At 64.4% G+C, this 26,995-nt stretch carries 25 protein-coding genes; 14 read left to right on the top strand and 11 right to left on the bottom strand.

Features of this window, described 5'->3' with window-relative positions:
* Positions 1–3: 3 nt before the first annotated feature.
* The 3 genes from B0G82_RS16700 (at position 4) to B0G82_RS16710 (ending at position 3,756) form a co-directional block, all read left to right on the top strand.
* Positions 4–1,080: an HlyD family secretion protein gene (locus tag B0G82_RS16700; RefSeq protein ID WP_121308005.1), complete on the top strand. Its 1,077-nt coding sequence runs from the start codon at positions 4–6 to the stop codon at positions 1,078–1,080.
* A complete protein-coding gene (locus tag B0G82_RS16705; protein ID WP_121308006.1) occupies positions 1,077–2,615 on the top strand; it encodes an efflux transporter outer membrane subunit in 1,539 nt (512 codons plus the stop codon). Before B0G82_RS16700 ends, B0G82_RS16705 begins: the two co-directional genes overlap by 4 nt.
* A 259-nt stretch (positions 2,616–2,874) precedes the next feature.
* Complete coding sequence (locus B0G82_RS16710) at positions 2,875–3,756, top strand: fructose bisphosphate aldolase (RefSeq protein ID WP_347237512.1); 882 nt, start codon at positions 2,875–2,877, stop codon at positions 3,754–3,756.
* A 266-nt stretch (positions 3,757–4,022) separates the two neighbouring features.
* Here the strand turns inward: B0G82_RS16710 and B0G82_RS16715 are convergent, their stop codons facing one another.
* On the bottom strand, positions 4,023–4,682 hold the full coding sequence (locus tag B0G82_RS16715) for an NADPH-dependent F420 reductase (protein ID WP_121308007.1): 660 nt from the start codon (positions 4,680–4,682) through the stop codon (positions 4,023–4,025).
* Positions 4,683–4,815: 133 nt separating this feature from the next.
* On the opposite strand from B0G82_RS16715, the gene B0G82_RS16720 reads away from it, so the two are divergent.
* The 4 genes from B0G82_RS16720 to B0G82_RS16735 all read left to right on the top strand — a co-directional run bounded on the left by B0G82_RS16720 (position 4,816) and on the right by B0G82_RS16735 (position 11,362).
* The gene (locus B0G82_RS16720; protein WP_121308008.1) at positions 4,816–5,712 is read left to right on the top strand and encodes a LysR family transcriptional regulator; all 897 of its coding nucleotides are present in this window, start codon (positions 4,816–4,818) and stop codon (positions 5,710–5,712) included.
* A gap of 330 nt (positions 5,713–6,042) precedes the next feature.
* Positions 6,043–6,621, top strand: coding sequence for a DUF2760 domain-containing protein (locus tag B0G82_RS16725; protein WP_121308009.1), 579 nt, complete (start codon positions 6,043–6,045; stop codon positions 6,619–6,621).
* The gene (locus B0G82_RS16730) at positions 6,618–8,477 is read left to right on the top strand and encodes an Hsp70 family protein (RefSeq protein ID WP_121308010.1); all 1,860 of its coding nucleotides are present in this window, start codon (positions 6,618–6,620) and stop codon (positions 8,475–8,477) included. The genes B0G82_RS16725 and B0G82_RS16730 overlap by 4 nt, the downstream gene beginning before the upstream one ends.
* A complete protein-coding gene (locus B0G82_RS16735) occupies positions 8,474–11,362 on the top strand; it encodes an Hsp70 family protein (RefSeq protein WP_199730097.1) in 2,889 nt (962 codons plus the stop codon). The genes B0G82_RS16730 and B0G82_RS16735 overlap by 4 nt, the downstream gene beginning before the upstream one ends.
* Here the strand turns inward: B0G82_RS16735 and B0G82_RS40465 are convergent.
* Positions 11,359–11,706 (bottom strand): hypothetical protein, encoded by a 348-nt coding sequence (locus tag B0G82_RS40465; protein WP_241974600.1) that lies wholly within the window; start codon positions 11,704–11,706, stop codon positions 11,359–11,361. The genes B0G82_RS16735 and B0G82_RS40465 overlap by 4 nt on opposite strands.
* Before the next feature lie 231 nt (positions 11,707–11,937).
* On the bottom strand, positions 11,938–12,720 hold the full coding sequence (locus tag B0G82_RS16745) for a glucose 1-dehydrogenase (protein ID WP_121308011.1): 783 nt from the start codon (positions 12,718–12,720) through the stop codon (positions 11,938–11,940).
* A gap of 131 nt (positions 12,721–12,851) precedes the next feature.
* Here B0G82_RS16745 and B0G82_RS16750 point away from each other — a divergent pair, with 131 nt between their 5' ends.
* Positions 12,852–13,760, top strand: coding sequence for a LysR family transcriptional regulator (locus B0G82_RS16750; RefSeq protein ID WP_121308012.1), 909 nt, complete (start codon positions 12,852–12,854; stop codon positions 13,758–13,760).
* A 13-nt stretch (positions 13,761–13,773) separates the two neighbouring features.
* Here the strand turns inward: B0G82_RS16750 and B0G82_RS16755 are convergent, their stop codons facing one another.
* Positions 13,774–14,805: a sensor domain-containing diguanylate cyclase gene (locus B0G82_RS16755; protein ID WP_241974602.1), complete on the bottom strand. Its 1,032-nt coding sequence runs from the start codon at positions 14,803–14,805 to the stop codon at positions 13,774–13,776.
* A gap of 236 nt (positions 14,806–15,041) precedes the next feature.
* On the opposite strand from B0G82_RS16755, the gene B0G82_RS16760 reads away from it, so the two are divergent.
* Entirely contained in the window at positions 15,042–15,938 is an 897-nt protein-coding gene (locus B0G82_RS16760; protein ID WP_116141525.1) for a LysR family transcriptional regulator, read from the top strand.
* Positions 15,939–15,977: 39 nt separating this feature from the next.
* Here B0G82_RS16760 and phnX read toward each other — a convergent pair whose 3' ends face one another.
* Together phnX and B0G82_RS16770 are read right to left on the bottom strand one after the other, a co-directional pair.
* On the bottom strand, positions 15,978–16,781 hold the full coding sequence (gene phnX / locus B0G82_RS16765; protein WP_121308013.1) for a phosphonoacetaldehyde hydrolase: 804 nt from the start codon (positions 16,779–16,781) through the stop codon (positions 15,978–15,980).
* Between the two features lie 56 nt (positions 16,782–16,837).
* On the bottom strand, positions 16,838–18,070 hold the full coding sequence (locus B0G82_RS16770) for a 2-aminoethylphosphonate--pyruvate transaminase (RefSeq protein ID WP_121308014.1): 1,233 nt from the start codon (positions 18,068–18,070) through the stop codon (positions 16,838–16,840).
* A gap of 118 nt (positions 18,071–18,188) precedes the next feature.
* Here B0G82_RS16770 and B0G82_RS16775 point away from each other — a divergent pair, with 118 nt between their 5' ends.
* Positions 18,189–19,097: a LysR substrate-binding domain-containing protein gene (locus tag B0G82_RS16775; protein ID WP_121308015.1), complete on the top strand. Its 909-nt coding sequence runs from the start codon at positions 18,189–18,191 to the stop codon at positions 19,095–19,097.
* A gap of 107 nt (positions 19,098–19,204) precedes the next feature.
* Here B0G82_RS16775 and B0G82_RS16780 read toward each other — a convergent pair whose 3' ends face one another.
* Positions 19,205–19,951, bottom strand: a complete 747-nt coding sequence (locus B0G82_RS16780) for a glucose 1-dehydrogenase (RefSeq protein ID WP_116141532.1) — start codon at positions 19,949–19,951, stop codon at positions 19,205–19,207.
* 309 nt (positions 19,952–20,260) lie between these two features.
* Positions 20,261–21,175: a transcriptional regulator CynR gene (gene cynR, locus B0G82_RS16785; protein WP_121308016.1), complete on the bottom strand. Its 915-nt coding sequence runs from the start codon at positions 21,173–21,175 to the stop codon at positions 20,261–20,263.
* A gap of 123 nt (positions 21,176–21,298) precedes the next feature.
* On the opposite strand from cynR, the gene B0G82_RS16790 reads away from it, so the two are divergent.
* Together B0G82_RS16790 and cynS are read left to right on the top strand one after the other, a co-directional pair.
* Positions 21,299–21,958: a carbonic anhydrase gene (locus B0G82_RS16790; RefSeq protein WP_116148489.1), complete on the top strand. Its 660-nt coding sequence runs from the start codon at positions 21,299–21,301 to the stop codon at positions 21,956–21,958.
* A 39-nt stretch (positions 21,959–21,997) separates the two neighbouring features.
* Positions 21,998–22,468 carry a cyanase gene (gene cynS / locus B0G82_RS16795; protein WP_106314314.1) on the top strand — a complete coding sequence of 157 codons (471 nt, stop codon included), beginning with the start codon at positions 21,998–22,000 and terminating at the stop codon, positions 22,466–22,468.
* A 197-nt stretch (positions 22,469–22,665) separates the two neighbouring features.
* Here the strand turns inward: cynS and B0G82_RS16800 are convergent, their stop codons facing one another.
* Positions 22,666–23,415, bottom strand: a complete 750-nt coding sequence (locus B0G82_RS16800; protein WP_241974604.1) for a sulfite exporter TauE/SafE family protein — start codon at positions 23,413–23,415, stop codon at positions 22,666–22,668.
* A 147-nt stretch (positions 23,416–23,562) separates the two neighbouring features.
* Between B0G82_RS16800 and B0G82_RS16805 the strand changes: the two genes are divergently transcribed.
* Positions 23,563–24,447, top strand: coding sequence for a LysR family transcriptional regulator (locus tag B0G82_RS16805; protein WP_121308017.1), 885 nt, complete (start codon positions 23,563–23,565; stop codon positions 24,445–24,447).
* A gap of 162 nt (positions 24,448–24,609) precedes the next feature.
* On the top strand, positions 24,610–25,587 hold the full coding sequence (locus tag B0G82_RS16810; RefSeq protein WP_121308735.1) for a PDR/VanB family oxidoreductase: 978 nt from the start codon (positions 24,610–24,612) through the stop codon (positions 25,585–25,587).
* Between the two features lie 49 nt (positions 25,588–25,636).
* Here the strand turns inward: B0G82_RS16810 and catC are convergent, their stop codons facing one another.
* Together catC and catA are read right to left on the bottom strand one after the other, a co-directional pair.
* Complete coding sequence (gene catC / locus B0G82_RS16815; protein WP_106284372.1) at positions 25,637–25,927, bottom strand: muconolactone Delta-isomerase; 291 nt, start codon at positions 25,925–25,927, stop codon at positions 25,637–25,639.
* A gap of 140 nt (positions 25,928–26,067) precedes the next feature.
* A complete protein-coding gene (catA, locus tag B0G82_RS16820; protein ID WP_106284371.1) occupies positions 26,068–26,976 on the bottom strand; it encodes a catechol 1,2-dioxygenase in 909 nt (302 codons plus the stop codon).
* Positions 26,977–26,995 lie beyond the last annotated feature (19 nt).

The following is a 26,995-nucleotide window of genomic DNA, read 5'->3' on the forward strand; positions in this document are numbered from 1 at the left end:
TCCATGTCATCCGCTACCCGATTTTCTCCCGGAACGATTCGTCTTGCCGCGTTCGCGGTCATACTCGGCGCTGCCGTGCTGGCCTGTATAGCGCTGTTTTCCAGTTCATCTACCGAGACCACGAACGATGCCTACGTGACGGCCGATTTCACGCTGGTTGCACCGCGTGTCGCGGGTCAGGTTTTGGAGGTGCTCGTCGAAGACAACCAGCAGGTCAAGGCCGGGCAATTGCTGGTTCGCATCGACGATCGCGACTTTCGCGCCGCATTGATGAGTGCCGAGGCGGACGTGGTGGCCGCCAAAGCATCGGTGGCGAACTATGAAGCCGAAATCGCACGGCAGCCCGCGCTCGTCGATCAGGCGCGTGCCACGCTGCGCGCGGATGACGCGACGCTCGAATTCGCGCGCGCCAACGCCGCGCGTTATCGCAATCTTTCGGAGACCGGTGCGGGAACGACACAGGAGCAGCAGCATGCCGCGAGCGCGCTGGCCGAGGAACTCGCACAGCAGGCGCGCAACCGCGCCGCACTCGTGGCGACCGGGCAGAACCTCGACGTTCTGAAGACACAGCGCGACAAGGCGGCGGGTGCGTTGGCGCATGCCGAAGCCATGCTTGAACAGGCGAAACTCAACCTGTCGTACACGGAGATTCATGCGCCCATCGACGGCAAGGTCGGTCGGCGTTCGGCACGCGTCGGCGCATTCGTGACGACCGGTGCGCCGCTGCTTGCGATCGTCCCGCTGTCGGACGCCTATATCGTCGCCAACTACCAGGAGAACCAGCTCGCCCGGATGCGCCCCGGCGACAGCGTGCGTATCAAGGTCGACAGCATGCCTGATGTGACGATCCGCGGACACGTCGATAGTCTTGCGCCTGCTACAGGTGTGAGCTTCGCGCCTATCGCACCCGACAACGCAACGGGCAACTTCACCAAGATCGTGCAGCGCGTGCCAGTCAGGATCACCATCGATCACGGACAGCAGGCCGCGTCCGCATTGAGCGTCGGGTTGTCGGTAGAAACGGAGGTCGCCGTCGGCAGGCATGCCGATACACGCATCGCGGGAGCGGACGCGAAATGAACACGAGCGACTTCTCCCTGCGCACGCCGGCGCTCGCGTTGCTGCTGTGCTCCCTGCTCACGGGCTGCCTGGTCGGTCCGAACTTCGAAGCTCCGCAGACGGCCACGCCCGATGTGTTCAACCGCACCCGGAGCGCGCAGGCCGCGAGCAAGGCCGTCGAATCCGGATTCACGCCGCAATGGTGGACGCTGTTCAACGATCCGATACTGGACTCGCTCGAACAGCAGCTGACCGACGCAAACCTGGATGTCGCGGCGGCCTCGGCGCGTCTGCGGCAAAGCCGGGCGCAACAGCGCATTGCCGGCGCCGACGAATATCCGACGCTGACCGGCGCCGCCTCCTACAACCGCGAGCGCGGCAGTCCGAACGGCATCCTGTCGCTGCTTGGCGTCACGCCGACGGCAAGTCAGACGCAGTCGGCCTCGGGCAGCGCGCCGCTCGGTGTCGCGCCGCTGCCGGGCGCCAAGGGCTCGCCCGCTTACGATCTGTACCAGTTCGGCTTCGACGCGTCATGGGAGCTCGACTTCTGGGGCCGCGTGCGACGCGGTGTCGAGGCCGCCTCGGCGCTCTCCGATGCCTCGTACGAAGACCGTAACGCGATCCTGCTGTCCGCCCGCGCCGAACTCGCGCGCGACTACATCCAGTTGCGCGACACGCAGGCGCTGCTGCAGATCGCGAAACAGAACCTCGACATCGCCCACGACGCCACGAAGCTCACGCAGAACCGCGTGCATGAAGGCGTCACGACGGACCTGGACGTGGCCAACGCGATGGCCCAGGCGGAGTCGATCGAAAGCCTGATCCCGACGCTCGAAGCGCGCAGCACGACCACCATCAACGCGATAGGCGTGCTGCTGGCGAAGGAACCGGGCGCGTTGCAACCGGTGCTCGCCGAGCCGCGCGATGTGCCGGCACTGCCCGATCAGGTGCCGATCGGCGTTCCGTCGGAACTGGTGCAGCGCCGGCCCGACATCCGTAAAGCCGAGGCCCAGCTGCATGCGGCCACCGCGACGATCGGCATGGCGAAGGCCGACTTCTATCCGCGCATCTCGCTGAACGGCAGCGCCGGATTCCAGAGTCTGCAACTGTCGAATCTCGCCGACTGGGCGTCCGGCCAGTTTGTCGTGGGGCCGTCGATCACGCTGCCGATCTTCGAAGGCGGACGTCTCAAGGGCACGCTTCATCTGCGCGAGGCACAGCAGCAGGAGGCGGCGATCGTCTACCAGCACACCGTGCTTCAGGCATGGCGTGAGGTGGACGACGCGCTGGTCGTCTATGACGCCGAACAGCGGCGGCGCGACCGGTTGAAAACGGTTGTGGGTCTGAACCAGCGTGCGCTGTCGATTGCGCAGCAACGGTACAAGGCAGGTGCGGTCGATTTCCTCGACGTGCTGAATGTGCAGAGACAACTGCTTGAAGCGCAGAGCAATCTTGAGCAAAGCAGGGCTGAAGCCGACGCGAACCTCATCACGCTGTGCAAGGTGCTGGGTGGTGGATGGGAATCGACGTATGCCGGGCAGGACAGTGCTCGTTGACTGCACCTGTCGCGATCGCAATGAGCGCGTAGTCCCGTTCGCGCCGATCCACCGATACCCTCGCGCGGCGCCTGAACGCCATACCCAAAGAATGCCCGCACCAGGCGACTAGCCGCGCCGGCCACCGTTTTTTCGCCAAATCCGACATTTGCATTAACATCGTGACACTGAACGTATGCAACTCGACGCGTCGCGACCGGACGTGCTGGTTCGATATTCCACTGTGAAAGAGAGGGAGACGATCGTGGCTGATGAGAAGATGCTGGCGCAAGTTTGTGAGAAGCAGGGATTTTTTGCCGCCCTGGACCAGAGCGGCGGTTCGACCCCTGGCGCACTGCGGCTCTATGGCATTCCGGAGAGCGCCTACAACGGTGACGCCGAAATGTTCAAACTGATACACGAGATGCGCGTGCGTATCATCACGGCGCCCGCCTTTACGGGGGACAAAATCATCGGCGCCATCCTGTTCGAGGCGACCATGGACGGACAGGCTCAGGGCAAACCCGTTCCACGCTTTCTGTGGGAAGAGCGCGGCGTCGTGCCCTTCCTGAAGATCGACAAGGGCCTGCAAGCCGAAGCGGACGGTGTCCAGTTGATGAAGCCGATTCCTGGCCTCGACGATCTGCTCGCCCGGGCCGTGAAGCTCGGCATCTGCGGCACCAAGATGCGATCGGTCATCAATCTGAACTCGCAAAGCGGGATCGCCGCGATCGTCAAGCAACAGTTCGAACTGGCGGCGCAGATCGATGCGCACGGCCTCCTGCCGATCCTCGAACCCGAGATTTCGATCAAGAGTCCGGACAAGCCCGGCGCGGAAGCCACCCTCCGCGCGGAACTGACCAAGGGTCTCGACGCGTTGCCGGATAACCGCCGCGTGATGCTCAAGCTGACCATACCCGATGCGGCCGACTTCTATCGTCCGCTGATCGAGCACCCGCGAGTCGCACGAGTGGTGGCGCTGTCCGGCGGCTACACGCGCGCCGACGCGTGCAAACGGCTCGCTTCGAATCACGGCATGATCGCCAGCTTTTCGAGGGCATTGATCAATGAGCTCAAGGAATCGATGAGCGACAGCGAGTTCGACGCGGCGCTCGAAAAGGCCGTCGACGAAATCTATCAGGCCTCGGTCGTCAAGGTTTAAGCGACTTTCGGGAGACGGTGCCCGGCGGATCGAGGCCCGAGTCCGTTGAAGGTGAACAGCGAGTTTTGTCCGGCCTCATGGCCGGACAAAACTCGCGGCTTGGTCCGCCGCGAATTCTTCCTCGCTCGTTCGCGCAGAGAGCGGCATGGCCCGGCGCATCTCATCGTCTCGCGGGACCGTTTTCGAAGCGCGCTGCACTTACACAGCTGACGATGGCGGCCCACTCATGTGCCGTCGGCTCGAATGTGGCGGTATTCGCCCGTCACTCAATGCCGCCACGACCCATGCGCCATCTCCACATCCCGCTGTGCCGCGGCTAATCCTTCCAGCATGCCGGCTCGATCGAGCGCAATGCAATACACCGGCTTCGCGCGCTCGAAGCGCCAACTGTCCGCCAGCGCGCCGGCATCGACGGGATCGAAACCGAACTGATCCAGCAGTTCGCTTACGACGCGTTTGGCCGATTCGTCGTCACCGGCGAACGGCAGCGCGCGACGCTTCGCCGTATGCGGCGCCGAGCCGTCGGTTTCGAGATCCCTCGCCAGAATCGCGTTGAAGGCTTTCACCACGCGAGCGCCCGGCAACGCGACCGCGAGCAACTGGCTGGTGGTCGTGGCGTGGCTGGCGAGCGCCTCGATCTCGCCGTCGCGCTCGGGATAGTGATTGCAAGTGTCGATCACGATCTTGCCGTCGAACGCCGCCGCCGGCAACGCGTCGATGCTGCTGAACGGCACGGCGACCACGACCACTTCGCCGAACCTCGCTGCCTCGTGCGCGGTGCCCACCGCGCAACCGAGCGCCGCAGCGGTGCTGATCAAGGTCCGCGGATCGCGGGAATTGCTGATCATGACTTCGTGACCATTTTGCTTCGCCAACGTCGCCATCGCGCGGCCGATAAATCCGGCGCCGAGAATGCCTATCTTCATGTTTCACACTCCATGCATGTCCGAGGATCGCTCCGACGAGCCACGCTCGCCGGTGAGAACCACTATGATTCAAAACTTGAATGGGATAAACACGCGAAATTCGACGACTGTCGAAAGCAGGAATGGGGAAACCATGGATCGACTGACCAGCATGGCGATCTTCGTCAAGACGGCCGACAGCGGCTCGTTCGCCGCGGCGGCGCTCGCCTTCGGCATTTCGTCGCAGATGGCCGGCAAGCACGTGAGCACGCTCGAAGAGCGCGTCGGCGCCCGCTTGCTGAACCGCACCACGCGCCGCCAGAGCCTCACCGAAATCGGCCAGATCTTCTACGAGCGCTGCAAGGCGCTGCTCGCCGACGCGGCGGCGGCGGAGTCGGTCGCTCAGGAACTGTCGGCCTCGCCGCGCGGACGCCTGCGCATTACCGCGCCCGTCACGTTCGGCGCCTGCTGCCTAGCGCCACTTATCACGCGCTATCTGAAAGCGCATCCCGAGGTGCGCGTCGAGTTGACATTGACGGACCGCTTCGTCGATCTGATCGACGAGGGTTACGAGGCCGCGATCCGCCTTGGCGCGCTGTCGGATTCGTCGCTGATCGCGCGGCCGTTGATGCCGTACCGGCTGGTCGCGTGCGCATCGCCCGGCTATCTGGCGGAACGCGGCGAACCGCGCACGCCGCAGGAACTGACGGCCCACGAGTGTCTGAGCTTCGCCTACACGAGCATGCCGGCCGATACCGAATGGCGTTTCGCCGATGCACAAGGCGAACAGGCGGTGCCGATTGCCGGCCGCTTCGAGGCCAACGACGTGAAGGCGCTGCTGGCCGCCGCGCTCAACGGCGGCGGCGTGATGCTCGCTCCCGAAGTGGCCGTGAAAGACGAACTCGCGGCGGGCCGCCTCGTGCGCCTGCTGACCGGCTACGAAGCGACCGCGCGACCGATGCATCTGGTATTCCCCGCCAGCCGCGTCACGCCGAAACTGCGCGCGTTCATCGACCAGGTCGTGGCCGAATTCGGCCCGCACAAGGCGTGAACCATGCGTGAACCCTACGTGGACTTCGCGCGAACGAGCCGCACGGAAAGGCTCATCACACGCCCGTGACAAGCCGCCAATCTCGCCGCATTGCCCGCTAGAATGGCCGCCTTTGCCCGCTTCGGGCTCGCCGCAAGGCAAAATACGGGTTTTGCGCGCGCCGACCGCGCCGCGCGGCCCGGTAAATCAGACGCCGGCGGCACGACTGCCGACGGCCTTCGCAATCTCGCACGACGATCGCCCGCTCAAGCCCAACCGGACTTCAGCGGCCGGCCGCGTGCGGCGCAGTCAGGACAGCTCGTCCTTTAACAGAGCACCTCAGGAGCATTTATGACCGATTCGAACCCATCCTTCCTCGGCAGGATTTCCCTGGCCGTGGGCACGTTCTTCCGCATCCTCGGCGATGGCGAATTCGCCGCCGGAGTGCTGCGTCTGCGTGACGGTGGCGTTGCCGCCAGCGCCGCGCCTGCCCCGGCTCCCACGCCGGCGCCAGCACCCGCGCCGCAACCCGCGCCCATGCTGAAGGAAGCAAGCCCCGACGCCGCCTTGCAACTGCTCGGCCTGCTGCAACGCGACGCGCGCTTCATCGATTTCGTCGAGGAAGACATCAAGAACTATAGCGACGCCGATATCGGCGCGGCCGCGCGCCTCGTGCACGACGGTTGCCGCGCGACGCTGCGCGAGCACTTCACGATCCGCCCGGTGCGCGACGAAGCCGAAGGCAGCCGCGTCACGCTGGCCGAAGGTTTCGACGCGGCTTCGATTCGCCTGACCGGCAATGTCGTCGGCAAGGCGCCGTTCAACGGCAGCATCAGCCATCGCGGCTGGCGCGTCGACGAAGTGCGTCTGCCGAAGCTCACGGACAGCCACAACGCGAAAGTGATCGCACCGGCCGAGGTGGAGCTATGAGCGACGCACGCCAGTCACGCTACGCCATCGGCATCGATCTGGGCACCACGCACTGCGCGCTGTCCTATGTGGACACCAGCGCCAGCGACGGCGAAAAGACCTCGCAAGGCGTGCTGCCGATCGCGCAGCTCACGGGCCCCGGCGCAATCGACAACCTCGATCTGCTGCCCTCGTTCCTCTATCTGCCGCACCCGGACGAACTCGCCTCGGGCGACCTCTATCTGCCGTGGACCGGCCAGCGCGAATTCGCGGTCGGCGAATTCGCCCGCAGCCGCGGCGCGGCCACGCCGATCCGGCTCGTGTCGAGCGCGAAGAGCTGGTTGTGTCATCCGGGCGTGGACCGGCGCGCGGCGATTTTGCCCAACGACGCGCCACCCGAAGTCGCGCGCGTCTCGCCGCTCGAAAGCTCGGTGCGTTATCTGACGCACTTGCGCGAAGCCTGGGACCACGCGCATCCCGACGCGCCGTTCAGCGAGCAGGACATCACAGTGACGATCCCCGCATCGTTCGATCCGGCCGCGCGCGAACTGACCGCCGAAGCCGCCGAGGCCGCGGGCTTCGGCCGCATGACGCTGCTCGAAGAACCGCAGGCCGCGCTGTATAGCTGGATCCAGAAGAGCGGCGGCGACTGGCGCAAGCAGGTGAAGATCGGCGACATCATCCTCGTGGTCGATGTGGGCGGCGGCACGACCGACCTCTCGCTGATCGCCGTGATCGAGCGCGAAGGCAATCTCGAACTGCATCGCGTGGCGGTCGGCGAACACATTCTGCTCGGCGGCGACAACATGGACCTCGCGCTCGCGCACGTGGTCGCGCGCAAGCTGGCCGCGGCAGGCACCCAGGCCGACGCGTGGCAACTGCGTGCCCTCACCTACGCGTGCCGCTCGGCCAAGGAAACGCTGCTCAGCGATCCGGCCACCGATACCGTGCCGCTCGTCGTGCCGAGCCGCGGCTCGAAGCTGATCGGCGGCTCGATCCGCACCGAACTCACGCACGCCGAATTGACCCAGACGATTCTCGAAGGCTTCTTCCCGCAGGTGGACAGCGCCGCGCGTCCGGTGAGCCGCGCGCGTGCCGGTCTGACGCAGCTCGGTCTGCCGTATGCGCAAGACGCCGGCATCACGCGCCATCTCGCGGCGTTCCTCGGCCGCCAGGTGGGCGCGCTCGCTGAACTGGCGGGAACGAGCGGCATCGCGGCTGCGGAGAACGCGAGCTTCCTGCATCCCACGGCGGTGCTGTTCAACGGCGGCGTGTTCAAGTCGCCACTGCTGGTCGAACGCATCATGGGCACGCTGAACAACTGGCTCGCCGCCGAAGGCGCGGCGCCGGCACGGCTGCTCGAAGGCGCCGATCTCGATCTCGCCGTCGCGCGCGGCGCGGCCTATTACGGCTACGTGCGACGCGGCCGCGGCGTGCGGATTCGCGGCGGCACGGCGCGCGCGTACTACATCGCGATCGAATCGGCGATGCCCGCCGTGCCCGGCCTCGAACCGCCAATCCAGGCGTTGTGCGTGGCGCCCTTCGGCATGGAGGAAGGCACCGAGGCCGAACTGCCCGCGCAGGAATTCGGCCTCGTGGTCGGCGAGCCGGTGCACTTCCGCTTCTTCGGGTCGTCGGTGCGTCGCCAGGATCAGGTCGGCACGCTGCTCGACTTCTGGGGTCCGGAGGAATTGCAGGAACTCGAAGAGATTCAGGCGACACTGCCCGCCTCCGGCCGCAACGCCGGTGAAGTCGTGCCGGTGAAGCTGCGCGCGCGCGTCACCGAAGCGGGCACGCTCGAACTCGAAGCCGTGCCGCGTGGCACCGACGAGCGCTGGAAAGTCGAGTTCGATGTGCGCGGCAACGCGAATGCGTGAATGAAATGAAGCGGTATAGCGTCGGTATCGATCTCGGCACCAGCAACACGGTGCTCGCCTATGCGGAGGCGGGATCGCCGGGTGGGTCGCCGCTTATCCGCGTCTTCGAGATCGAGCAGCTGGTGAGCCCCGGCGAAGTGGCGGCGCGGCCGCTTCTGCCCTCGGTGCGCTATCAGGCGGCGCAAGGCGAACTGAACCCCGGCGATCTGCAATTGCCGTGGTCCGGTGCGGATCAGAGCGGCGCGCACAAAGATCCACAGCAGGACACGCAGCCGGTCGTGATCGGCCGGCTCGCGCGCGTGCTGGGCGCTCAGGTGCCCGGCCGGCTGGTGTCGAGCGCGAAGAGCTGGCTCTCGCATGCGTCGGTGGATCGCACCGCGCCGATCCTGCCGTGGGGCGCCGCCGACGACGTCCGCAAAGTCTCGCCGGTCGAAGCCAGCGCGAGCTATCTGGCGCACGTGCGCGCGGCCTGGAACCAGCGTTTTCCAGACGCGCCGCTCGAACGCCAGGATGTAGTGCTGACCGTGCCGGCGTCGTTCGACGAAGGCGCGCGAGCGCTGACCGTGGAAGCCGCCCGCATGGCCGGCTTGCCTGCTTTGAGGCTGCTGGAGGAGCCGCAAGCAGCCTTTTACGACTGGCTGTTTCATCACCGCGAGCAACTGGCAAGCGAACTCGCGGACACCCGTCTCGTGCTCATCTGCGACGTGGGCGGCGGCACCACCGACCTCACGCTGATCGAAGTCGGCCTGCGCGACGGCGAGCCGCAACTCACGCGCATCGGCGTGGGCAATCATCTGATGCTCGGCGGCGACAACATGGACCTGGCGCTCGCGCATCTGGTGGAAGCGCGGCTGCCGGGCGGCTCGAACCAGCCGGGCGAGCGCGCGCGTTTGTCGGCGGCTAGCCTGTCGCAACTGGTCGAGCGTTGCCGCAACGCCAAGGAACAGCTGCTCGGCGCGCAGGCGCCCGACTCCACGTCGATCACATTGCTGGGCGCGGGCTCGAAGCTGATCGGCGGCGCGCGCACGGCGCAAGTCACGCGCGACGAGGTCGAACGGATCATCGTCGACGGGTTCTTTCCGGCGGTGGCGTCGCATGAACGGCCTGGGCGGCCGCGTGGCGCGATCGTCGAATTCGGCCTGCCCTATGCGACCGATCCCGCCGTCACGCGTCATATCGCGGCGTTTCTGAGCCGCTTCGCGGCGCAGTCGCGCAAGGCGCTGGGCATCGTCGAGTCCGCCGGCTCACCGGACGAAGCATTGTTGCCAGTGCCCGACACGTTGCTGCTGAACGGCGGCGTGTTCCGCGCCGAGGCGCTTACGCAGCGTCTGGCCGACACCTTGGGCACGTGGCGCGGCGCAGCGCTCAATGTCCTGCACAACGACAATCCGGACGTGGCCGTGGCGCGCGGCGCGGTCGCCTATTCGCTCGCGCGCTCGGGCAACGCGCCGAAAATCGGCGGCGGCTCGCCGCGCAGCTACTTCCTCGTGCTCGACGAAACCGGCGACGGCAAAACCAATGCCGAGCCTGTGCAACGCGGCATTTGCCTGCTGCCGCGCGGCACGGAAGAAGGCCACGAGATTCTGATCGCGGATCGCACCTTCGCGCTACGTCTCGGGCATCCGGTGCGGTTTCACCTTGTTTCGTCGAGCGCGGATACGGTGTATCGGCCCGGCGAATTGATCGATCTGGCCGGCGGCGATTTTGTCCGCCTGCCGCCGCTCGCGACCATCGTGCAGCCGCGCGGCGCGAAGAGCGCGCGCGAGACCGCGGTGCGGATCGCGACGTCGCTCACCGAAGTGGGCACGCTCGACGTCCATTGCATTGAACTCGACAATCCCGCGCAACGATGGCTGCTCGAATTCCAGTTGCGCCGTGAAGACGCGCAAGCAAACCTGGCGGACGATACCGCGCCGGCTCGCCATCCGGCGCTCGACCAGGCGATCGACCACATCGACCGCTGCTTCGGCTCGCGCGCGCAGAAAGTCGATCCCAAAGAAGTCAAACGCCTGCGCTCGCAACTCGAACAACTGCTGGGCCCGCGCGAAAGCTGGAACAGCGCATTGCTACGCGAACTGTTCGGCGCGCTGTGGGAACGCGCGCGCCGCCGGCGCCGCTCGGCGGATCACGAGCGCCTCTGGCTGAATCTGGCCGGCTATTGCGTGCGGCCCGGCTTCGGCTATCCACTCGACGAATGGCGCGTCGAACAACTCTGGTCGCTGTTCGACGACGGCATCCAGTACGTCAACGAAAGCCAGGTCTGGTCGGAATGGTGGACGCTCTGGCGGCGCGCCGCCGGCGGCCTCGACGAAAGCGCGCAACTGCGCGTGCTCGACGCCATGGCCTATCTGCAAGGCGCAGCGCTTGCGCGCCACAAGCTGCCGTTCGACGTGGCGAAAACCGGCTTTACCGACATGGTTCGGCTGAGCGCATCGCTCGAACGCATTCCGGTGGAGCGCAAGATCGAGCTCGGCGAATCGGTGCTGACGCGTCTGAAGAAGCCTGCTGAAAATCATCAAAGCTGGTGGGCGGTCGGCCGTATCGGTGCGCGGCGGCCGTTCTACGGCAGTGCGCACAGCGTCGTGCCGCCGCAGACTGCCGGCGCATGGCTCAACGCGATCCTCGCGCTCGACTGGAAGAAGGTCGATCCCGCCGCGTTCGCCGCCGTGCAGATCGCCCGCCTGACCGGCGACCGCTCGCGCGACCTGCCCGAAGACCTGCGTCTTGCGGTAGTGCGCCGCCTCGAAGCGGCCAACGCGCCGCGCGCGTGGATCACCATGGTGAGCGAGAGCGTCGAACTCGATGACGCCGACGAAGGCCGCGTGTTCGGCGAGTCGCTGCCGGCGGGACTGAAGCTGATCGCGGGCGGAGGCTCGCGCGACTAGTGCAGCTCGAAATTAAGCACCGCCTCAGCCGCGAGCGCGTCCTTGCGATTCTTGAGGCTCTCGGCCAGCAGATCACGGAAGATGAGCGCGGTGTCGGCGCCGTGCTGCTCGCGAAATCCGTTCAGCACTTCAGCAATGGCGGTTCGTTGCGTAATGGGCGTCAACGTGCTGGCAATATACGAACTGCCGCGCGCCAACTCCATCATGTAGGTGGATCTGCACAGCGCCTTGTCTGCCTCTCGAGCGGATTTTCGTCCGTTACGCATCGTTGTCTTTCTCAGTTGTTTTTTTCGTTGCGCGTGCAACCAGCGGCTCCTTCCGCTGGCGAGGCGAAGCGCTCTCATGCTCCGCTCTGACGCAACCATCTCCTTCTATCTGAACAGTTCAAGCTTAAGAGAACCTTATGCGTAGCGGATAAAAGCTCACGCGGACGCACGCCTGAGAAACGCAATCCATTCGCTCGATGACAATCGGAATGTTTTGCTGCATGCGTCGTGGCCTTTGGCGCTTCACATGCAAAAAAGGCCGGAAAAACCGGCCTTTTCACATCAGGATCCGACGATTGCCTGGTAGTGCTACACCTGCGCCATGCCGCCGTCGACAGCCATTTCGATCCCCGTGATGTAGCTCGCGTCGTCGGAAGCCAGGAAGGAGACGGCCTTGGCGATCTCGTCCGGTTCGCCCACGCGGCCAAGCGGCGTCGTTTCGCTGGCCTGCTGGGTGAAAGCGGCGATCTGCTCGTCGGTCATGCCCAGTTCGGACTTGTACGCCGGCGTCACCACCACGCCGGGCGATACCACGTTGACGCGAATCCCGCGGCCTTTGAGATCGGTCGCCCATGTACGCGCGAACGAGCGCAGCGCGGCCTTGGTCGCCGCATACACGCCGAAGGCCGGCATGCCCTTGTTCCCGGCGATCGAACCGGTAATGACGATCGCGCTGCCGGGACGCATCAACGGCAAGGCTTTCTGCACCGTGAACAGCGTGCCTTTGACGTTGATGCCGAAGTACTTGTCGAACTGGGCCTCGGTGATCGCGCCGAGCGGCGAGAACTCGCCGCCGCCCGCATTCGCGAACAGAATGTCGAGCCGGTCATGGGCGGCCTGCACCGTGCTGAACATCCGGTCGAGGTCGTCGGCTGAAGAAACGTCCGCGCGAATCGCAACGGCGCCGTGGCCGATGCGCGCCACGGCGTCGTCGAGTTCGGCCTGACGCCGGCCGGTGATATAAACCGTCGCGCCTTCCTGAGCGAAACGCGTGGCGGCGGCGAAGCCGATGCCGCTGCTGCCGCCGGTCACCAGCACGATCTTGCCGGCGTGTTTGCGGGGATTGACGTTATTGAGTGTGGACGTGTTCATCATCTGCTCCTGGGTTTGTGAGGTCGGTTGACCATGACGACGAGCTTATGCCATGCACGAATAGAGATAAATAGGTATTCTGTGACTTCTTTATCCACGTGCATGGATAATCATCGGGAAATGGAGTCGATATGGATCATTTGCAGGCCATCCGCATCTTTGCGCGGGTGGTGGAGACCGGCGGCTTCGGCCGGGCGGCGCAGTCGCTGCAGATGCCGAACGCAACGGTCAGCAAGTGGGTGAAGTCGCTGGAAGATCATCTGGGCGTGAAACTGCTCGAACGCAGCACGCGCAGCGTCAGCGTCACGACGGACGGCGCGGCGTATTACGAGCGTACGCGGCATTTGCTCAGTGAACTCGACGATATCGAGGCGACCTTGGGCCGCGACCACGCGAATCCGCGCGGCGTGCTGCGGGTCGACAGCGGCGGCTCGACCGCGAGCGGCATTCTGATTCCCGCGCTGCCCGAATTTTGCGCGCGCTACCCGGACATTCAGGTGCGCCTGAGCGTGACGGACCGGACCGCCGATCTGATCGCGGAGAACATCGACTGCGCGATTCGCAGCACGGGGGACGATCCCAATCTGGTCACGCACGCCATCGGCACGCTGCGCTGGACCACGTGTGCGAGCCCGGCGTATCTGGCCGAACATGGCACGCCTGTGCATCCGCGCCAGATCGTTGATGATCGGCACGCGGTGGTCGGCTATTTTTCAGCGAGCAGCGGACTCGCGCAGCCCTTGCATTTCCTCAAGGACGGCGAGCGCATCGTGCTCGACAAGGTTCGCAATACGGTGATGGTGAGCGAAAGCAATGCTCATCTGGCCACGGCGCTGGCGGGACTCGGCATCGTTCATACGCTGGATTTCATGGTGGGGCCGGCCGTGCAGCGCGGCGAGCTCGTGCCGATTCTGACGGACTGGCGGCCGGAGCCGCTGCAGGTTTATCTCGTCTATCCGCCGAGCCGCCGTTACAGCGCCAAACTCCGCGTGTTCGCCGACTGGGTGAGCCGGCTCTACGCGGAGCGTGAGACTGCCTGAACGCATAGGCGTGTTACGCCATCGTCACCCGGTTTCGACCGCCATGTTTCGATCGATACAGCGCGCGATCCGCGCTCGCGAAACCGTCGCGATGCGCCGGCCGTGAAGCCTCGCTGATGCGCGTCAACGACGCGCCCACGCTCACCGTCACCCTGCCGAGCGGCGACGCGCGATGCTCGATCGCCAGATCCTCCACGCCCTGGCGCAGCGTGGCGAGCGTGTCTTCGAGCGCCGCGCGCTCGGCGTGCAGCACCAGCAGGCCGAACTCCTCGCCGCCCATGCGCCCCACAATGATGCGTTCGCCATCGGCCGCGGCCTGCATCACCGAGGCCACTTTGCGCAGGCATTGATCGCCCGCCTGGTGGCCGTAGGTGTCGTTGTATTGCTTGAACCAGTCCACGTCGACCACGACCGAACCCATCACGTCGCCGTCCCGTGCCTCCTTCCAGCGGCGCGTGATGCTCTCCAGCAGGAAACGACGGTTGTACAACTGCGTGAGCGGATCGATCGCGGTGGCCGTGCGCATCTTCAGATCGTTCTCGATCATCGCGCGCAGGTGGTAGAACACGCCGCGCTGCCCGGCGTCGAGGCGGCCGGGCGCAGGGTCCATCGCGCACAAGGCGCCGACGATCTCGCCATTGGGCGCGCGCAGCGCGATCGCCGCGTAGAAGCGCACGAACGGATGCCGCTGCACCAGCATGCATTCGCCGAAACGGGCGTCGTCGTGCGCATCCTCGATGACGAACAACTCTTCGTCGCGCACCGCATAGTCGGCGAGCGAGCGGGCTCGCGTGACGAGCGGCATCGCCATGCCGACCTCGGCGCGGTAATGCTGGTATTCCTCGTCGAGCAGTGTAATCGCGGTGATCGCCGCGCCGGTCACGCTCTTGAGAATTTCCGCCGCGTGGGTGAAGCATTCGCGCATCACCTGATCGTCGTGCAACAGCCATTCAATGACCGACGACTCCACCTCGGGTTCACCGGCGCAGGACGAATCGAACTGCATGCGGCTGGACAGACGGTCGTTACTGAAGGCGAGTTGCACGGCTGGGTTCCAGAATCTGATTAGCTCGTGTCAACGGCACAATCGCGCGAAACTTGAGCAGCCGGGAAGCTTGTCGGCGCGCAAAGCCAGGCACGGCGGCGCGGATCGACGCATGGCGACAGGACGTACAATTCACCCGCCGGTCTCACACCGCCTGCGTCTGCTCAAGAAACGGGCAGTGCGTCCTTTTCAACAGACATTTGCACCCGCTCTCGCCGCGCGTATTTCGCATTCACATGATCAATCTCTTTCAGGCCATGCAGGCGTTCGTCAAGGTCGCCGACGCGGGCAGCTTCGCGCAGGCCGCCGAGCAACTCGGCGTCTCGACCTCGGTGGTCACGCGCCACGTGTCGAGCCTTGAAAAGCACCTCGGCATTCGCCTGTTCCAGCGCACCACGCGTAAGGTCGTGCTGACCGAAACCGGCGCCGAGTACGCCGACGGCTGCCGCCTCCTGATAACCGAACTCGAAGAAGTCGAATCGCGCGCAACCACCGCGTCGAAGGAAGTCGCCGGCGATCTGCGCATCGTCGCGCTGGGCAGCTTTTCGTTATTTCGCCTTACGCCGCTGTTCGCCGAGTATCAGGCAAAGTTTCCGCGTGTGAATCTGCGCGTCACGTTGACGGAGAAACGGGTCGATCTGCTCGAAGGCGGCTTCGATGTGGGGATCGTGACCGAGCATATGATCCGCTCGGAGTCGCTGGTGGTGCGCCGGCTGATCAACTCGCACGCGGTGCCGGTGGCGTCGGCGGCTTACCTCGCGCAGGCCGGTCATCCGAAAACGCCCGCCGATCTTACGCGGCACCGCGTAATCACCGCACCGCTCGACACCAGCCCGCAGACCTGGGTGTTCGACAACGGCGAAGGCGGCGAAGACAGCATCGCGCTCGATGCGTCGTTCACCGTCAACAGCATGATCATGCAGAAACAGGCGGCGCTCGGCGCGATGGGCATCGCGCTACTGCCGCTCGAAATGGTCGATGACGAATTGCGCGCGGGCACGCTGGTGCGGATACTTGAAGATCACGCCGTGCTCAACGGCGACGTGGCGGTGTCGCTCGTGTATCCGAGCCGGGAGTTCGTACCGCGCAAGATCCGCGAGTTTATCGATCTGGCGGTGGGGTTCTTCGAGTGATTGTGCCGGAGTAGAGAGGCTTTTCGCGCCTTCACCTCATCAAGGCCGCTCGCCTCGCGCCAAACGCGCTTCGATGTCATACACCACCGGCATCAGATCCGCGACGCTGTCGATCACATAGTGCGCGCCCGCCGCCTGCAGCTTCTCGATTGCCGCCTTGCGACGCCATGCGAACTCATCGGGCGCCAGCGCCTTGACGTCGTCTTCGGCCATGCCGAACGCGTTGCCGCTCACCGCGACGCCGACCGCCCACGTGCCACCGTTGATGCCCTCTTCGATGCCGACTTCGGTGTCGTCCACCTTGATCGCATCCTTCGCGCGCCACACGCCCAGTTCCGGCAACGTCTTGTAGATCATGTACGGCGACGGGCGGCCTTCCGGCGTATCGCCGGTGCACACGATGCTGTCCGGCGAGAACCCCTGCGCGGCCGCGCCCGGCACGATTTCGGCCATGATCTCGCGCGTATAACCGGTAGTCGTGCCGATCCGGATGTCGTCGCTGCGCAGCGCGCTCGCCACCTCGGCCACGCCCGGTATCACCGAGCTGTAGCTCGCCGCCACGGCGATGTTCTTCGGCACGAACACGTCGTACACGGCGTCGATATCCGCTTCGCCCGGCGCGTGGCCGTACTTGTCGGCCCAAGCCTGCGCGACACGCGGCAACGCCATCAGCGCCGCGATATGCGGACGCTTGGCCATGCCCATTGGACCGCGCGCTTCATCGATCGTGATCGGCACGCCGAACTGTTCGAAGGTCTCGACGAAGGCGTCCATCGGCGCCAGTGAACCGTAATCGACCACTGTGCCGGCCCAATCGAAAATCACTGCTTTTACGTGTTTCATTTACTTCGACCCCATGGAATTCCGAAAGCTCGCGCGGTATGCCCGAACTGTGTGCTTCAGGCCGCGTCGGCCAATCTCTTGCGCTCTTCGAGCGCAGCCGCCGGCGGAGCGGCCTGTTCGACGCCCATCGATTCGAGCGCGTTGCCGCACGCCGCCACGACGCGGCGCATCACGTGCTCGTCCACCTGACCGATGCAGCCGATCCGGAAGCTGTCCGCCACCGTCAATTTGCCCGGATAGATGATGAAACCCTGCTGCTTCATCAATTCGTAGAAGCGCTCGAATTTGAATGACGCATGCGCCGGCGAGAAAAACGTCACGATGATCGGCGAGCGCCAGCGCGCATTCAGCAGCGGCTCGAAGCCAAGGTCGTGCATGCCGGCCACCAGCACGTCGCGGTTGTTCGCGTAGCGCGTGAGACGTCCGGGCTGGCCGCCTTCCATCTTATGCAACCGCAGTGCCTCGATAAACGCGGCCACGGTGTGCGTGGGCGGCGTGAAACGCCACTGGCCGGTGCGGTTCATCACGTCCCATTGATCATGGACGTCGAGCGCGAGCGAGTGACTGCGTCCCTTCGCTTCCTGCAACGCACCCTTGCGGGCGATCACGAATCCGAAACCCGGCACCCCCTCGATACATTTATTCGCCGACGACACGAAGGCCTCGCAGGCAATCTCGCGCACGTCGAGCGGCACCGCGCCGAAGGCGCTCATCGAATCGATCAGCAGCTTGCGGCCCTTCTTCGCGGTGGCGGCGGCGATTTCCGCGAGCGGGTTCAGAATCCCCGAACTGGTTTCGCAATGCACGGCGACCACGTGCGTGATGCGTGGCTCGGCGTCCAGCATGCGCTCCACTTCCGCGCCGCGCGGCGGCAGGTAGTCGCCTTTGTCGAGCAGCGTAAAGGCGCGGCCGAGATAACCGAGCGTGGTCGCGATGCGCTTGCCGTACGCGCCGTTGGCCAGCACGAGCGCGTGGCCGTCGCGCGGAATCAGACTGCCGAGCATCGCTTCGACGCAATAGCTGCCGCTGCCTTGCAGCGGGACGCAGTCGTATTCTCCTGCCGTGTCGCCGGCAATCTCCAGCAGGCTGCTGCGCAGCAGCGCCGTCATGGCCCGGAAATCGCCGTCCCACGAACCCCAGTCGCGTAGCATCGCTTCCTTGGTCGAGAACGCCGTGGTGAGCGGACCGGGCGTCAACAGATACGGCTCGCCTTTGCCCGGCGCCGCGCACGTTACGGCGGAAGGTTCTGCGGCGTTCACGGCTGGGGAACGGTCGATCACGCTGTTCATGTTCGGAATCTCCGATATCGCTGGTTCGGTATGCACACAGTACAGAAACGCGCTGCATCGGTAAAATCGATATAATCGATGCTTGTATCGCAATAACTTATAGCTTAGCGAGGCACACGTGCAATACGCGCAATTGCGGGCATTTCATGCGGTCGCGGAACATGGCGGGTTCTCCAAAGCGGCGCAGGCGCTCTCGCTCACGCAGCCGGCCGTGTCGGATCACGTGCGGCGGCTTGAGCAGGAGTACGGCGTCAAACTGTTTGAACGCGGGCCGCGCGGCGTCGAGACCACCGAACTCGGCCTGCGCCTCTTCAGCGTGACGCGGCAGATGCTCAGTTGCGAGCGTGACGCGCGGCAATTGCTCGAATCGGCGGGCGGGCTGGAATCCGGTTCGCTGTCGCTGGCCGCGGACGCGCCCGACCTCGCGGTCGCGCTGATCAGCGCGTTTCACAAGCTGCATCCGGGCATCGTCGTGACGCTGTCTATCGCGAACGCCGCGGATTGCATGCAGCGCGTGCTCTCCAGCGCCGTCGACGCGGCCATTACCGCCGCGCCGCAAGTGCACAGCCGGCTGGAGGCGCGCGTATTGCGGCGCGATCCGCTGGTCGCGATGGTGCCGGCGAGCTATCCGGTGGCGAAGAAACGCAAGCTGAGCTACGCCGAACTGGTGCGGCAGCCGATGATTTTCCGCGAGTCGCAATCCGTCACACAGCAGTTGCTGGAGATCGAACTGGTGCGCGAATCGCTGCAAGTGGAACCGGTGATGTACGTGGACGGCCGCGAGGCGCTCGAAGAAGCAGTCGCGCAAGGCATGGGGGTTGGGGTCATCGCGCGCGCCGAATTCAACGAATCGCGGCGGATCAGGATGATTCCGCTGCAGGACTGCCGGGTGCAGATGACCGAATCGCTGACGCGGCTCGCCGAGCGGCCGGGGTCGAATCTGCTGGACGCGTTATTCGCGGTGGAGTTGGGAAAGCCCGCTGCGGCATTACACGACGAGCCAGTTCACGCCGCTCCGGCTGAATGAAACGACAAGCCGCCCGGCAGGCGCTGCCTGCGGGCGGCTTTTCTTCCTCGTGCTGCGATATGGCGTGGCGCTATGCGGCCACGCTTTATCCGTTCACGTCGAACTGCTTAACGCGAGCCACCGCTGGCAATCAGGCTTTCACCAGTCAGCCAGCGGGCGTCGTCGGAAGCGAGGAAGGCGACCACATCGGCGATATCGTCAGGCTGGCCGATACGGCCGAGCGGCGTCGTGCTGACGGCCCACGTTTCGAAGTCGGAGCCAAGGATGCCGCCGGTGTGCGTGCCTTCGGTGGCGACCATGCCCGGGTTCACCGAATTGACGCGAATCTTGCGCGGGCCGAGCTCACGTGCAAGCACGCCGGTGATACCGTCGACTGCACCCTTGGTAGCGGTATAGACCGCGCTGCCCGGCGGCGTGATGCGGCTCACCACCGAACTGATATTGACGATGCTCGCGCCTTCGCCGAGGTGCTTGACCGCTGCCTGCGTGGTCAACAGCAGACCCAGCACGTTCACGTTGAAGTGCTTATGGAAATGCTCTTCGGTGATCTCTTCGATCGGCGCGAATTCATACACGCCCGAGTTGTTGACGAGAATGTCGAGACGGCCATACGTTTCCACCGCCGTATCGATGATGCCTTGCGCGTCCGCCGCTTTCGACACATCGCCCGCGACGGCCACGGCCTTGCCGCCGGCAGCGGTGATCGCCTCGACCACGCTTTCCGCGCCGGCCTTGCTCGACGCGTAGTTCACCACCACTGAAGCGCCTTGCGCGGCCAAAGCCTTGGCAATTGCCGCGCCGATACCTTTCGATGCACCGGTTACGACTGCAACCTTACCTGTGAGTTTGCTCATGATCGATTCCTGTAGATGGGATTGGCGCCGACGCTATCGCGAAGATTCGCGGGTTGCGGTGGAAAATGCACTGGCGCTGACACTGGTAACAATGTAGGCACGTCGGCCGCGCGGATAAAGCGGCTGAAGGCGAATAGATACGTCGGTTGAGACGAACAATCGGAAGACAGGTGACGCGGATGGCCCGAAGGCTCGATGTGACCGGCGGTGCAACCCGCCAGTGCGAATGGGAAAGCACGAGTAAGCACGCACATAAGAGCGAACAGCACTTCCCCCTGTCAGTGTAGGCGGTTCGAAGCCTCGGCGTTTCTATAAAACAGCCTTGCCCCGCCGGCCGCCTGTATCAGCCGCACGCTCCTCCACCGCGAGCGCGATGAACGCGCGCGTTGCCGCGTTCCGGTACGCGCCTTTGCGCAATAGCAGCGCAGCCGTGCGCTGCGGCAGGGCCGGCTCCAACTGCACGAGAAACAGTTCGCTCTGCTCGCGCGCGATCGCGGCCGGCAGCAGCGTGGCGAGCGCACTGCGGCGCACGATCTGGACGATCGCGCCAATCGAATTCACCTCCATCGCGATGCGCGGCGACACGCCATGCAGCTTGCAATAACGATCGATGTACTGACGCGTTGCGAACTCTTCGTTAAGCAGAACGAGCGCTTCGTTCTGGAACTGGCTCAGCTTTAACGCGGAACGACGCTTCGCGTACGGATGCGCCTTGCCGACCACCATCGCCAGCGCCTCGACGAATAGGGTTTGCGTCTCGATGTCCGGCGTGTTCGTGTCGTCGAATGCGATGCCGACGTCGAGCGCGTCTTCGCTCAGCAACGCTTCCATCCGGTCCTGCGGCATTTCGAGGATGTTCAGCGTGATGTTCGGATAGCGGCGGTTGTACTTCTCCAGAAGCGGGCCGATCAGGTAGGCCGTGAAGGTCGGTGTCATCGCAAGACGCAGCGAGCCGCGGCTCAACTCCTCCACGTCGTGTATCGCCCGCTTGCCCGCCTCGAGGTCTTGCAGCGCGCGCTGAGCGTAATGCACATAGGCGGTGCCGGCATCGGTCAGCTGGATCGTGCGGCCGGACCGGTCGAGCAACTGCACTCGCAAGGTGTCTTCCAGCTGCTTGATCTGTTGCGACAGCGTCGGCTGCGATACGTGCAGCGCCTCGGCCGCGCGCGTGAAATTGCGGTGCTCGGCGACTGCAAGAAAGTAACGGATGTGCCTGAGTAGCATGGCGTCCTCTCGAACTATTGGTGTTTCCTATCGAGAGAATAATAAACCGGTCTTGGACGCTATAGCTCGATCGGCGCATTGTTCATCCATCGATTCCCCACGAACAACCTGATGGAGCGAAACATGCAAGACATCATCGACGGCTTCCTGAAGTTTCAGCGCGACGCCTTCCCGCAGCGCTCCGAGCTTTTCAGGAAACTGGCCACGACCCAGAACCCGCGCACGTTGTTCATTTCGTGCTCAGACAGCCGGCTCGTGCCGGAACTCGTCACGCAGCGCGAACCGGGCGATCTGTTCGTGATCCGCAACGCGGGCAACATCGTGCCTTCGTACGGTCCGGAGCCGGGCGGCGTGACCGCCACGGTCGAGTACGCAGTCGCCGCGCTCGGCGTCACCGATGTGGTGATCTGCGGTCATTCCGACTGCGGCGCGATGACGGCCATCGCGACCTGCAAATGCATGGACCATATGCCCGCCGTGCGCAACTGGCTGCACTACGCGGACTCCGCGAAAGTCGTCAACGAGGCGCGCGAGCACAAGAGCGAACGCGACCGGGTCGACTCGATGGTCCGCGAAAACGTGATCGCGCAACTCGCTAATATCAAGACTCATCCTTCCGTGCGGCTCGCCCTCGAACAGGGACATCTCGCGCTGCACGGCTGGGTGTACGACATCGAAACCGGCTCGATCGATGCGCTCGACGGCTCGACGAATCGCTTCGTTTCTCTTGCGGAACATCCGCATACGTGTGCCACCCCGGCTCGACTCGACGTCGCGGCCTGACCGCACTTATTTTATTTACTTACTCTGAGGAAATTCATCATGACGCAGTCCCAATACAGCCAGGCCCCGCGTGAAGCACTGACCGACGCAATCATCGACGCGAAGGTTCGCAAGAATCTCACGTTCGAGCAGATCAACGAAGGCACCGGCCTGAGTCTTGCATTCGTCACCGCCGCCTTGCTCGGCCAGCATCCGCTGCCCGCAGACGCCGCGAAGGTCGTGGCCGACAAACTCGAACTCGGCGAAGATGCGGTGCGCCTGCTGCAAACCATCCCGTTACGCGGCAGCATTCCGGGCGGCGTGCCGACCGATCCGACCATCTACCGCTTCTACGAAATGGTGCAGATCTACGGTTCGACGCTAAAGGCACTGGTGCACGAGCAGTTCGGCGACGGCATTATCAGCGCGATCAACTTCAAGCTCGACATCAAGAAGGTCGACGATCCGGAAGGCGGTCAGCGTGCCGTGATCACACTCGACGGAAAGTATCTGCCGACCAAACCTTTCTGAGCCGACAGCGGAGTCGTTCTATCAGCAACGGCTCCGTCAAAAAACTGTGACGCAGCGTGCCACGCAATGAATTCAGCACTTACGCAGCAACATGATTTGCGCGGCCACGCTGGCCAGCACCGCCAGCGCGCCGAGTGTATCCAGAATAACGTGCCACACGATATCGCTCCTTCCTTACTCGTTTCACCATTGCCTGATTAAACGAATGCTCGTGCCATTAATTGAATACCCAGTCCGAGCAGACAGATAAAGAACCAGCGTCTGAACGTGCCCGCGCCGATGCGTCCGCGCACGCGCTGTCCGATCCACATGCCGAACAGCGCCGGCACCACGGCAAATAGCGACTCGCCCAGATCGCCGGCGGCAAACGCGTGCTCCCTGGTGAGGCCGATCGCCAGCGCGATGGTCGACACCGTGAACGACAAGCCGAGCGCCTGCACCAGATCCTCTTTCTTCAACGCCAGCCCTTGCAGATACGGTACTGCCGGCACGACGAACACACCAGTGCCGCCGGTGACGAGGCCTGTCACCGCGCCGATCGCCGGCGACAACCAGCGCTCGTACCGCGCCGGCACGGAAAAGCGCCACGCCAGCAAACCGGCCGCGGCGTACAACGTCAACGCGGCACCGAGTCCGACCACGGTCCATTCGCCGCCCCCGCCCGCGATGAACGACGCGGCCGCGATCGTGCCGGCGACGATGCCGAGCAGCATCGGCCACAAGCGTTTGAGCAGCGCCCGCACGCTCGGCCCCGCGAACAGTTGCCAGACGTTCGTCACGAACGACGGCAACAGCAGCATCGCGGCGGCCTGGGCCGGCAGCATCAGCGTGCCGAGCACGCCCATGGCGACGGTCGGCAGTCCCATGCCGGTCACTCCCTTGACGAAGCCGGCGACCACGAAAGTCGCGGCGACCACGCCCGCACGCATCGCAAACGAAGAGATCATTGGAAGCTTGTTATTGAAGTGATGCCGGCAATTTTCAATCGCCGCAAGGCCGGCCACAATGCGTAAGATACTTAGCGTGACTTAGGCTGGGGCTAAGGCTGTGACCCGGGCTGAATCCCACCGCTTCCCCATAACGATCCGTCTTCCATGCGCTTCGACCTCATCGACCTCCGCCTGTTTCTGCTCATCCTCGAAACCGGCAGCATCACCCACGGCGCCGCGCGCGCGAACATGTCGCTGCCATCGGCGAGCGCGCGGCTGCGCGGCATGGAAGACGCGCTCGGCATGCCGCTGCTCGAACGCGGCCGCCGCGGTGTCGAATCCACACCGACCGGGGACACGCTCGCGCATCACGCGCGGCTCGTGCTCGGGCAGATCGAACGCATGCAGGGTGAACTGGGCGAGCATCAGGAAGGCCGCAAAGCGTGCATCAGGCTGTGGACCAACACGGCGGCCATCACCGAGTTCCTGCCCTCTGCGATCGGTCTGTTTCTGCGCGATCATCCCAACGTGCAGATCGATCTGAAGGAGCGTCAAAGCAGCGAAACGGTCAAGGCGGTGCTGACCGGCGCGGCTGAAATCGGCATCATTTCCGATGCGGTCGATCACGGCGCGCTGCAGACCTTCCCCTTCGCCATCGACAAACTCGTGCTGATCGCGAGCCGCGACGATCCGCTTGCCCCACTGCGCCGCACGACGCTGGCGGAAGTGGCGGAGCGGGAATTCATCGGACTGAGCGCGGACAGCGCATTGCAGGCCTACCTCGGCGAGCGCGCGCTGCTGGCCGGTCAGCCGCTCAGCTTCCGCACCCACGTGCGGACCTTCGACGCCATCTGCTGCATGGTCGAACAAGGCGCCGGCCTCGGTATCGTGCCGGCTACCGCGGCGAAGCGCTATCGCGGCACGCCCGGCATCCGCACGATCGAGCTGACCGATAGCTGGGCCGCGCGCCAGTTGCTGATCTGCATGCGCGATCTGAACGCAATGGCGCGGCCGGAAAAGGCGCTGGTGCGGCATCTGGCCGGAATCTGAATGTTCCGTCTGGAATGCGCGCGCCGCGCTATTATCAGTCCGGCTTATCCAACTAACTATTTTTAATCGATTTGCCTGATTTAGCGTGGTTTCTTATCCTTGACGCACAACCGCGTGCACTTCGATGCATGCGCCGTCCGCCACTTTTTTGCCGGCAAGATCATGGAAAGAACCACCTTCAACGTGCGTGTCGATAGCGTCCACGACGAAGCGCATGGCGTGCGCTCGTTCAGCGTGTCGCGACTGGACGGGCAACTGTTCGATCACTACGAACCCGGCGCGCACATCGACGTGACCGGACCATCGGGCGTCACGCGGCAATATTCATTGTGCGGCGACCCGGACCAGCGGGACGCGCATCTGTTCGCCGTGAAGCGCGAAGACGCGTCACGTGGCGGTTCGCGTTCGCTGCATGACGATGTCGCGGTCGGCAGCGAATTGACCATCGGCGCGCCGCGCAATCTTTTCCAGCTCGCGCCGGGCGCCGAAGAACATGTGCTGATCGCCGCAGGGATCGGTGTGACACCGCTGCTGAGCATGGCGTATCGCCTGCTCAAACAGCAACAGCGCTTCGTGCTGCACTATTTCGCGCGCAGCGCGGAACACGCCGCGTTTTTGCCGCTGCTCTCACGCGCGCCGTTCAGTGAGTATGTGAAGCTGCACTTCGGCGTCGCTCGCGAGCAACTCGATGCGGTGCTCGGCGATTGTCTCGCGAATGCGCGCGAAGGCACGCACGTTTATACCTGCGGGCCGGCACCTTTCATGGAGCGCGTGGTGGTGATCGGCGAATCGCGCCTTGCCTCTGAAGCGATCCATCTCGAGCGCTTCGCTGCTGAGCCGCCGTCGACTACGAGCGCCGAATCGGCCGCGCTCGATACCTTCGACGTGCGGATCGCGAGCAGCGGCGCGACCGTTCGGGTGGACAAGGACACGACCATCGTCGCGGCGCTGGCGTCGATCGGCATCGAGGTGGATACGTCGTGCGGCGAAGGGGTGTGCGGCACGTGCATGGTCGATGTGGTCAGCGGCACGCCCGAGCATCGCGACCATTGCCTGAGCAAAGCGGAGCGCGCGAGCGGCAAGGTGATCTGCTGCTGCATTTCACGCGCTACGTCGCCGGTGCTGGTGCTGGATCTCTAAAGCATCAACAAGGTGCTGCGTTGACAGCACCTTTCTCAAACGCCTTCTATTACCGGTCGTCGTCGCGAATCGACGACGCATGCCGGCACAGCGCGCGCACTTCGACATCCATATACGGAAACAGCGGCAACTGGCTCAGCACGTCGTGCAGATGCGCGGGGCTCTGCACGTCGAACACGCTGATATTCGCGTAGCGGCCGGCAATGCGCCACAGGTGCCGCCACACGCCCTCCTGTTGCAGCCTTTGCGACATCGCTTTCTCATCGGCCTTCAGGCGCGCGGCGCGTTCGGCATCCATATCGGCCGGAAGGTGGACGGTCATCTCAACGTGAAACAGCATGCTTGCTCTCCTCTCTGATCGGTAACTTAAAAGCCCCGGCAGCCCGGCCAATCGCGCCGCGCAACCAGGGCCGACAGATTCGTGCGATACGTGCGGGCCTTTTCTCTCAAACGCCCATCTTCAGCCCTGCGAAAGCGACATCAGGCTTCAGCGCGCAGACGCTCCACTTCAGCGTCCGGCAGGTTGTCGCGCTCCTTGAACAGAGTAAAGTCGAAATCGATCAACGCGAAATTGCCGTCCACGCCATACGGTTTGCCTTCGGCGCCCTCAGCCTGCTTGACCGCCGGTACGAGACCGTCGCGCGTGGCGAAGGCGAAGTCGTCCCACAGATACGGATCGCCGTCGATGTTGATCTGCGTGGTCAGCTTGCGGAACCCCGGCGCGGACACGAAGAAGTGAATATGCGCCGGACGATGCCCATGCCGGCCCAACTGATCGAGCAGCAGTTGGGTCTGCCCTTGCGGCGGCACGCTATAGCCGACCGGCACGACGCTGCGGAAGCTGTATTTGCCTTCGGCGTCGGTACGGATCGAACGGCGCAGATTAAAGGCCGGTTGCGATTTGTCGAAGTAAGAGTAGTTCCCCAGATGGTTCGCGTGCCACACTTCGACGAGCGCATGAGCGAGCGGCTTGCCGTCTTCGCCGAGCACGCGGCCGCGCATGATCAGCGTCTGGCCCGGATCGGTGCCGTCATCCAGTCGCGCATGCCCGTCGGAGACCGGCGCACCGGCCACGTACAACGGGCCTTCGATCGTGCGCGGCGTGCCGCCTTCGATGCCGGCCTTCGCTTCCGCTTCATCCAGACGCAGATCGAGAAAATGCTCGAAACCCAGACCCGCGGCCAGCAAACCGAGTTCACCGCTCTTGCCGGCGTCGCCGAGATAATTCAGCGCGGTCCAGAATTCGGCGGGCTGCACGTCGAGATCTTCGATCGTATAGAACAGATCCTGCACGATCCGGTTGACGATCTGCCTGGTGCGCGGGTTGCCTTCGCTGGTGGCGCTGTCGTTGATCTTATTGAGCAGCGCGTCGATAGCTTGCTTGTTCATGGGGTATCTCCTTCGATTG

Source organism: Paraburkholderia sp. BL17N1 (genome assembly GCF_003634175.1).
Taxonomy (GTDB): Bacteria; Pseudomonadota; Gammaproteobacteria; order Burkholderiales; family Burkholderiaceae; genus Paraburkholderia.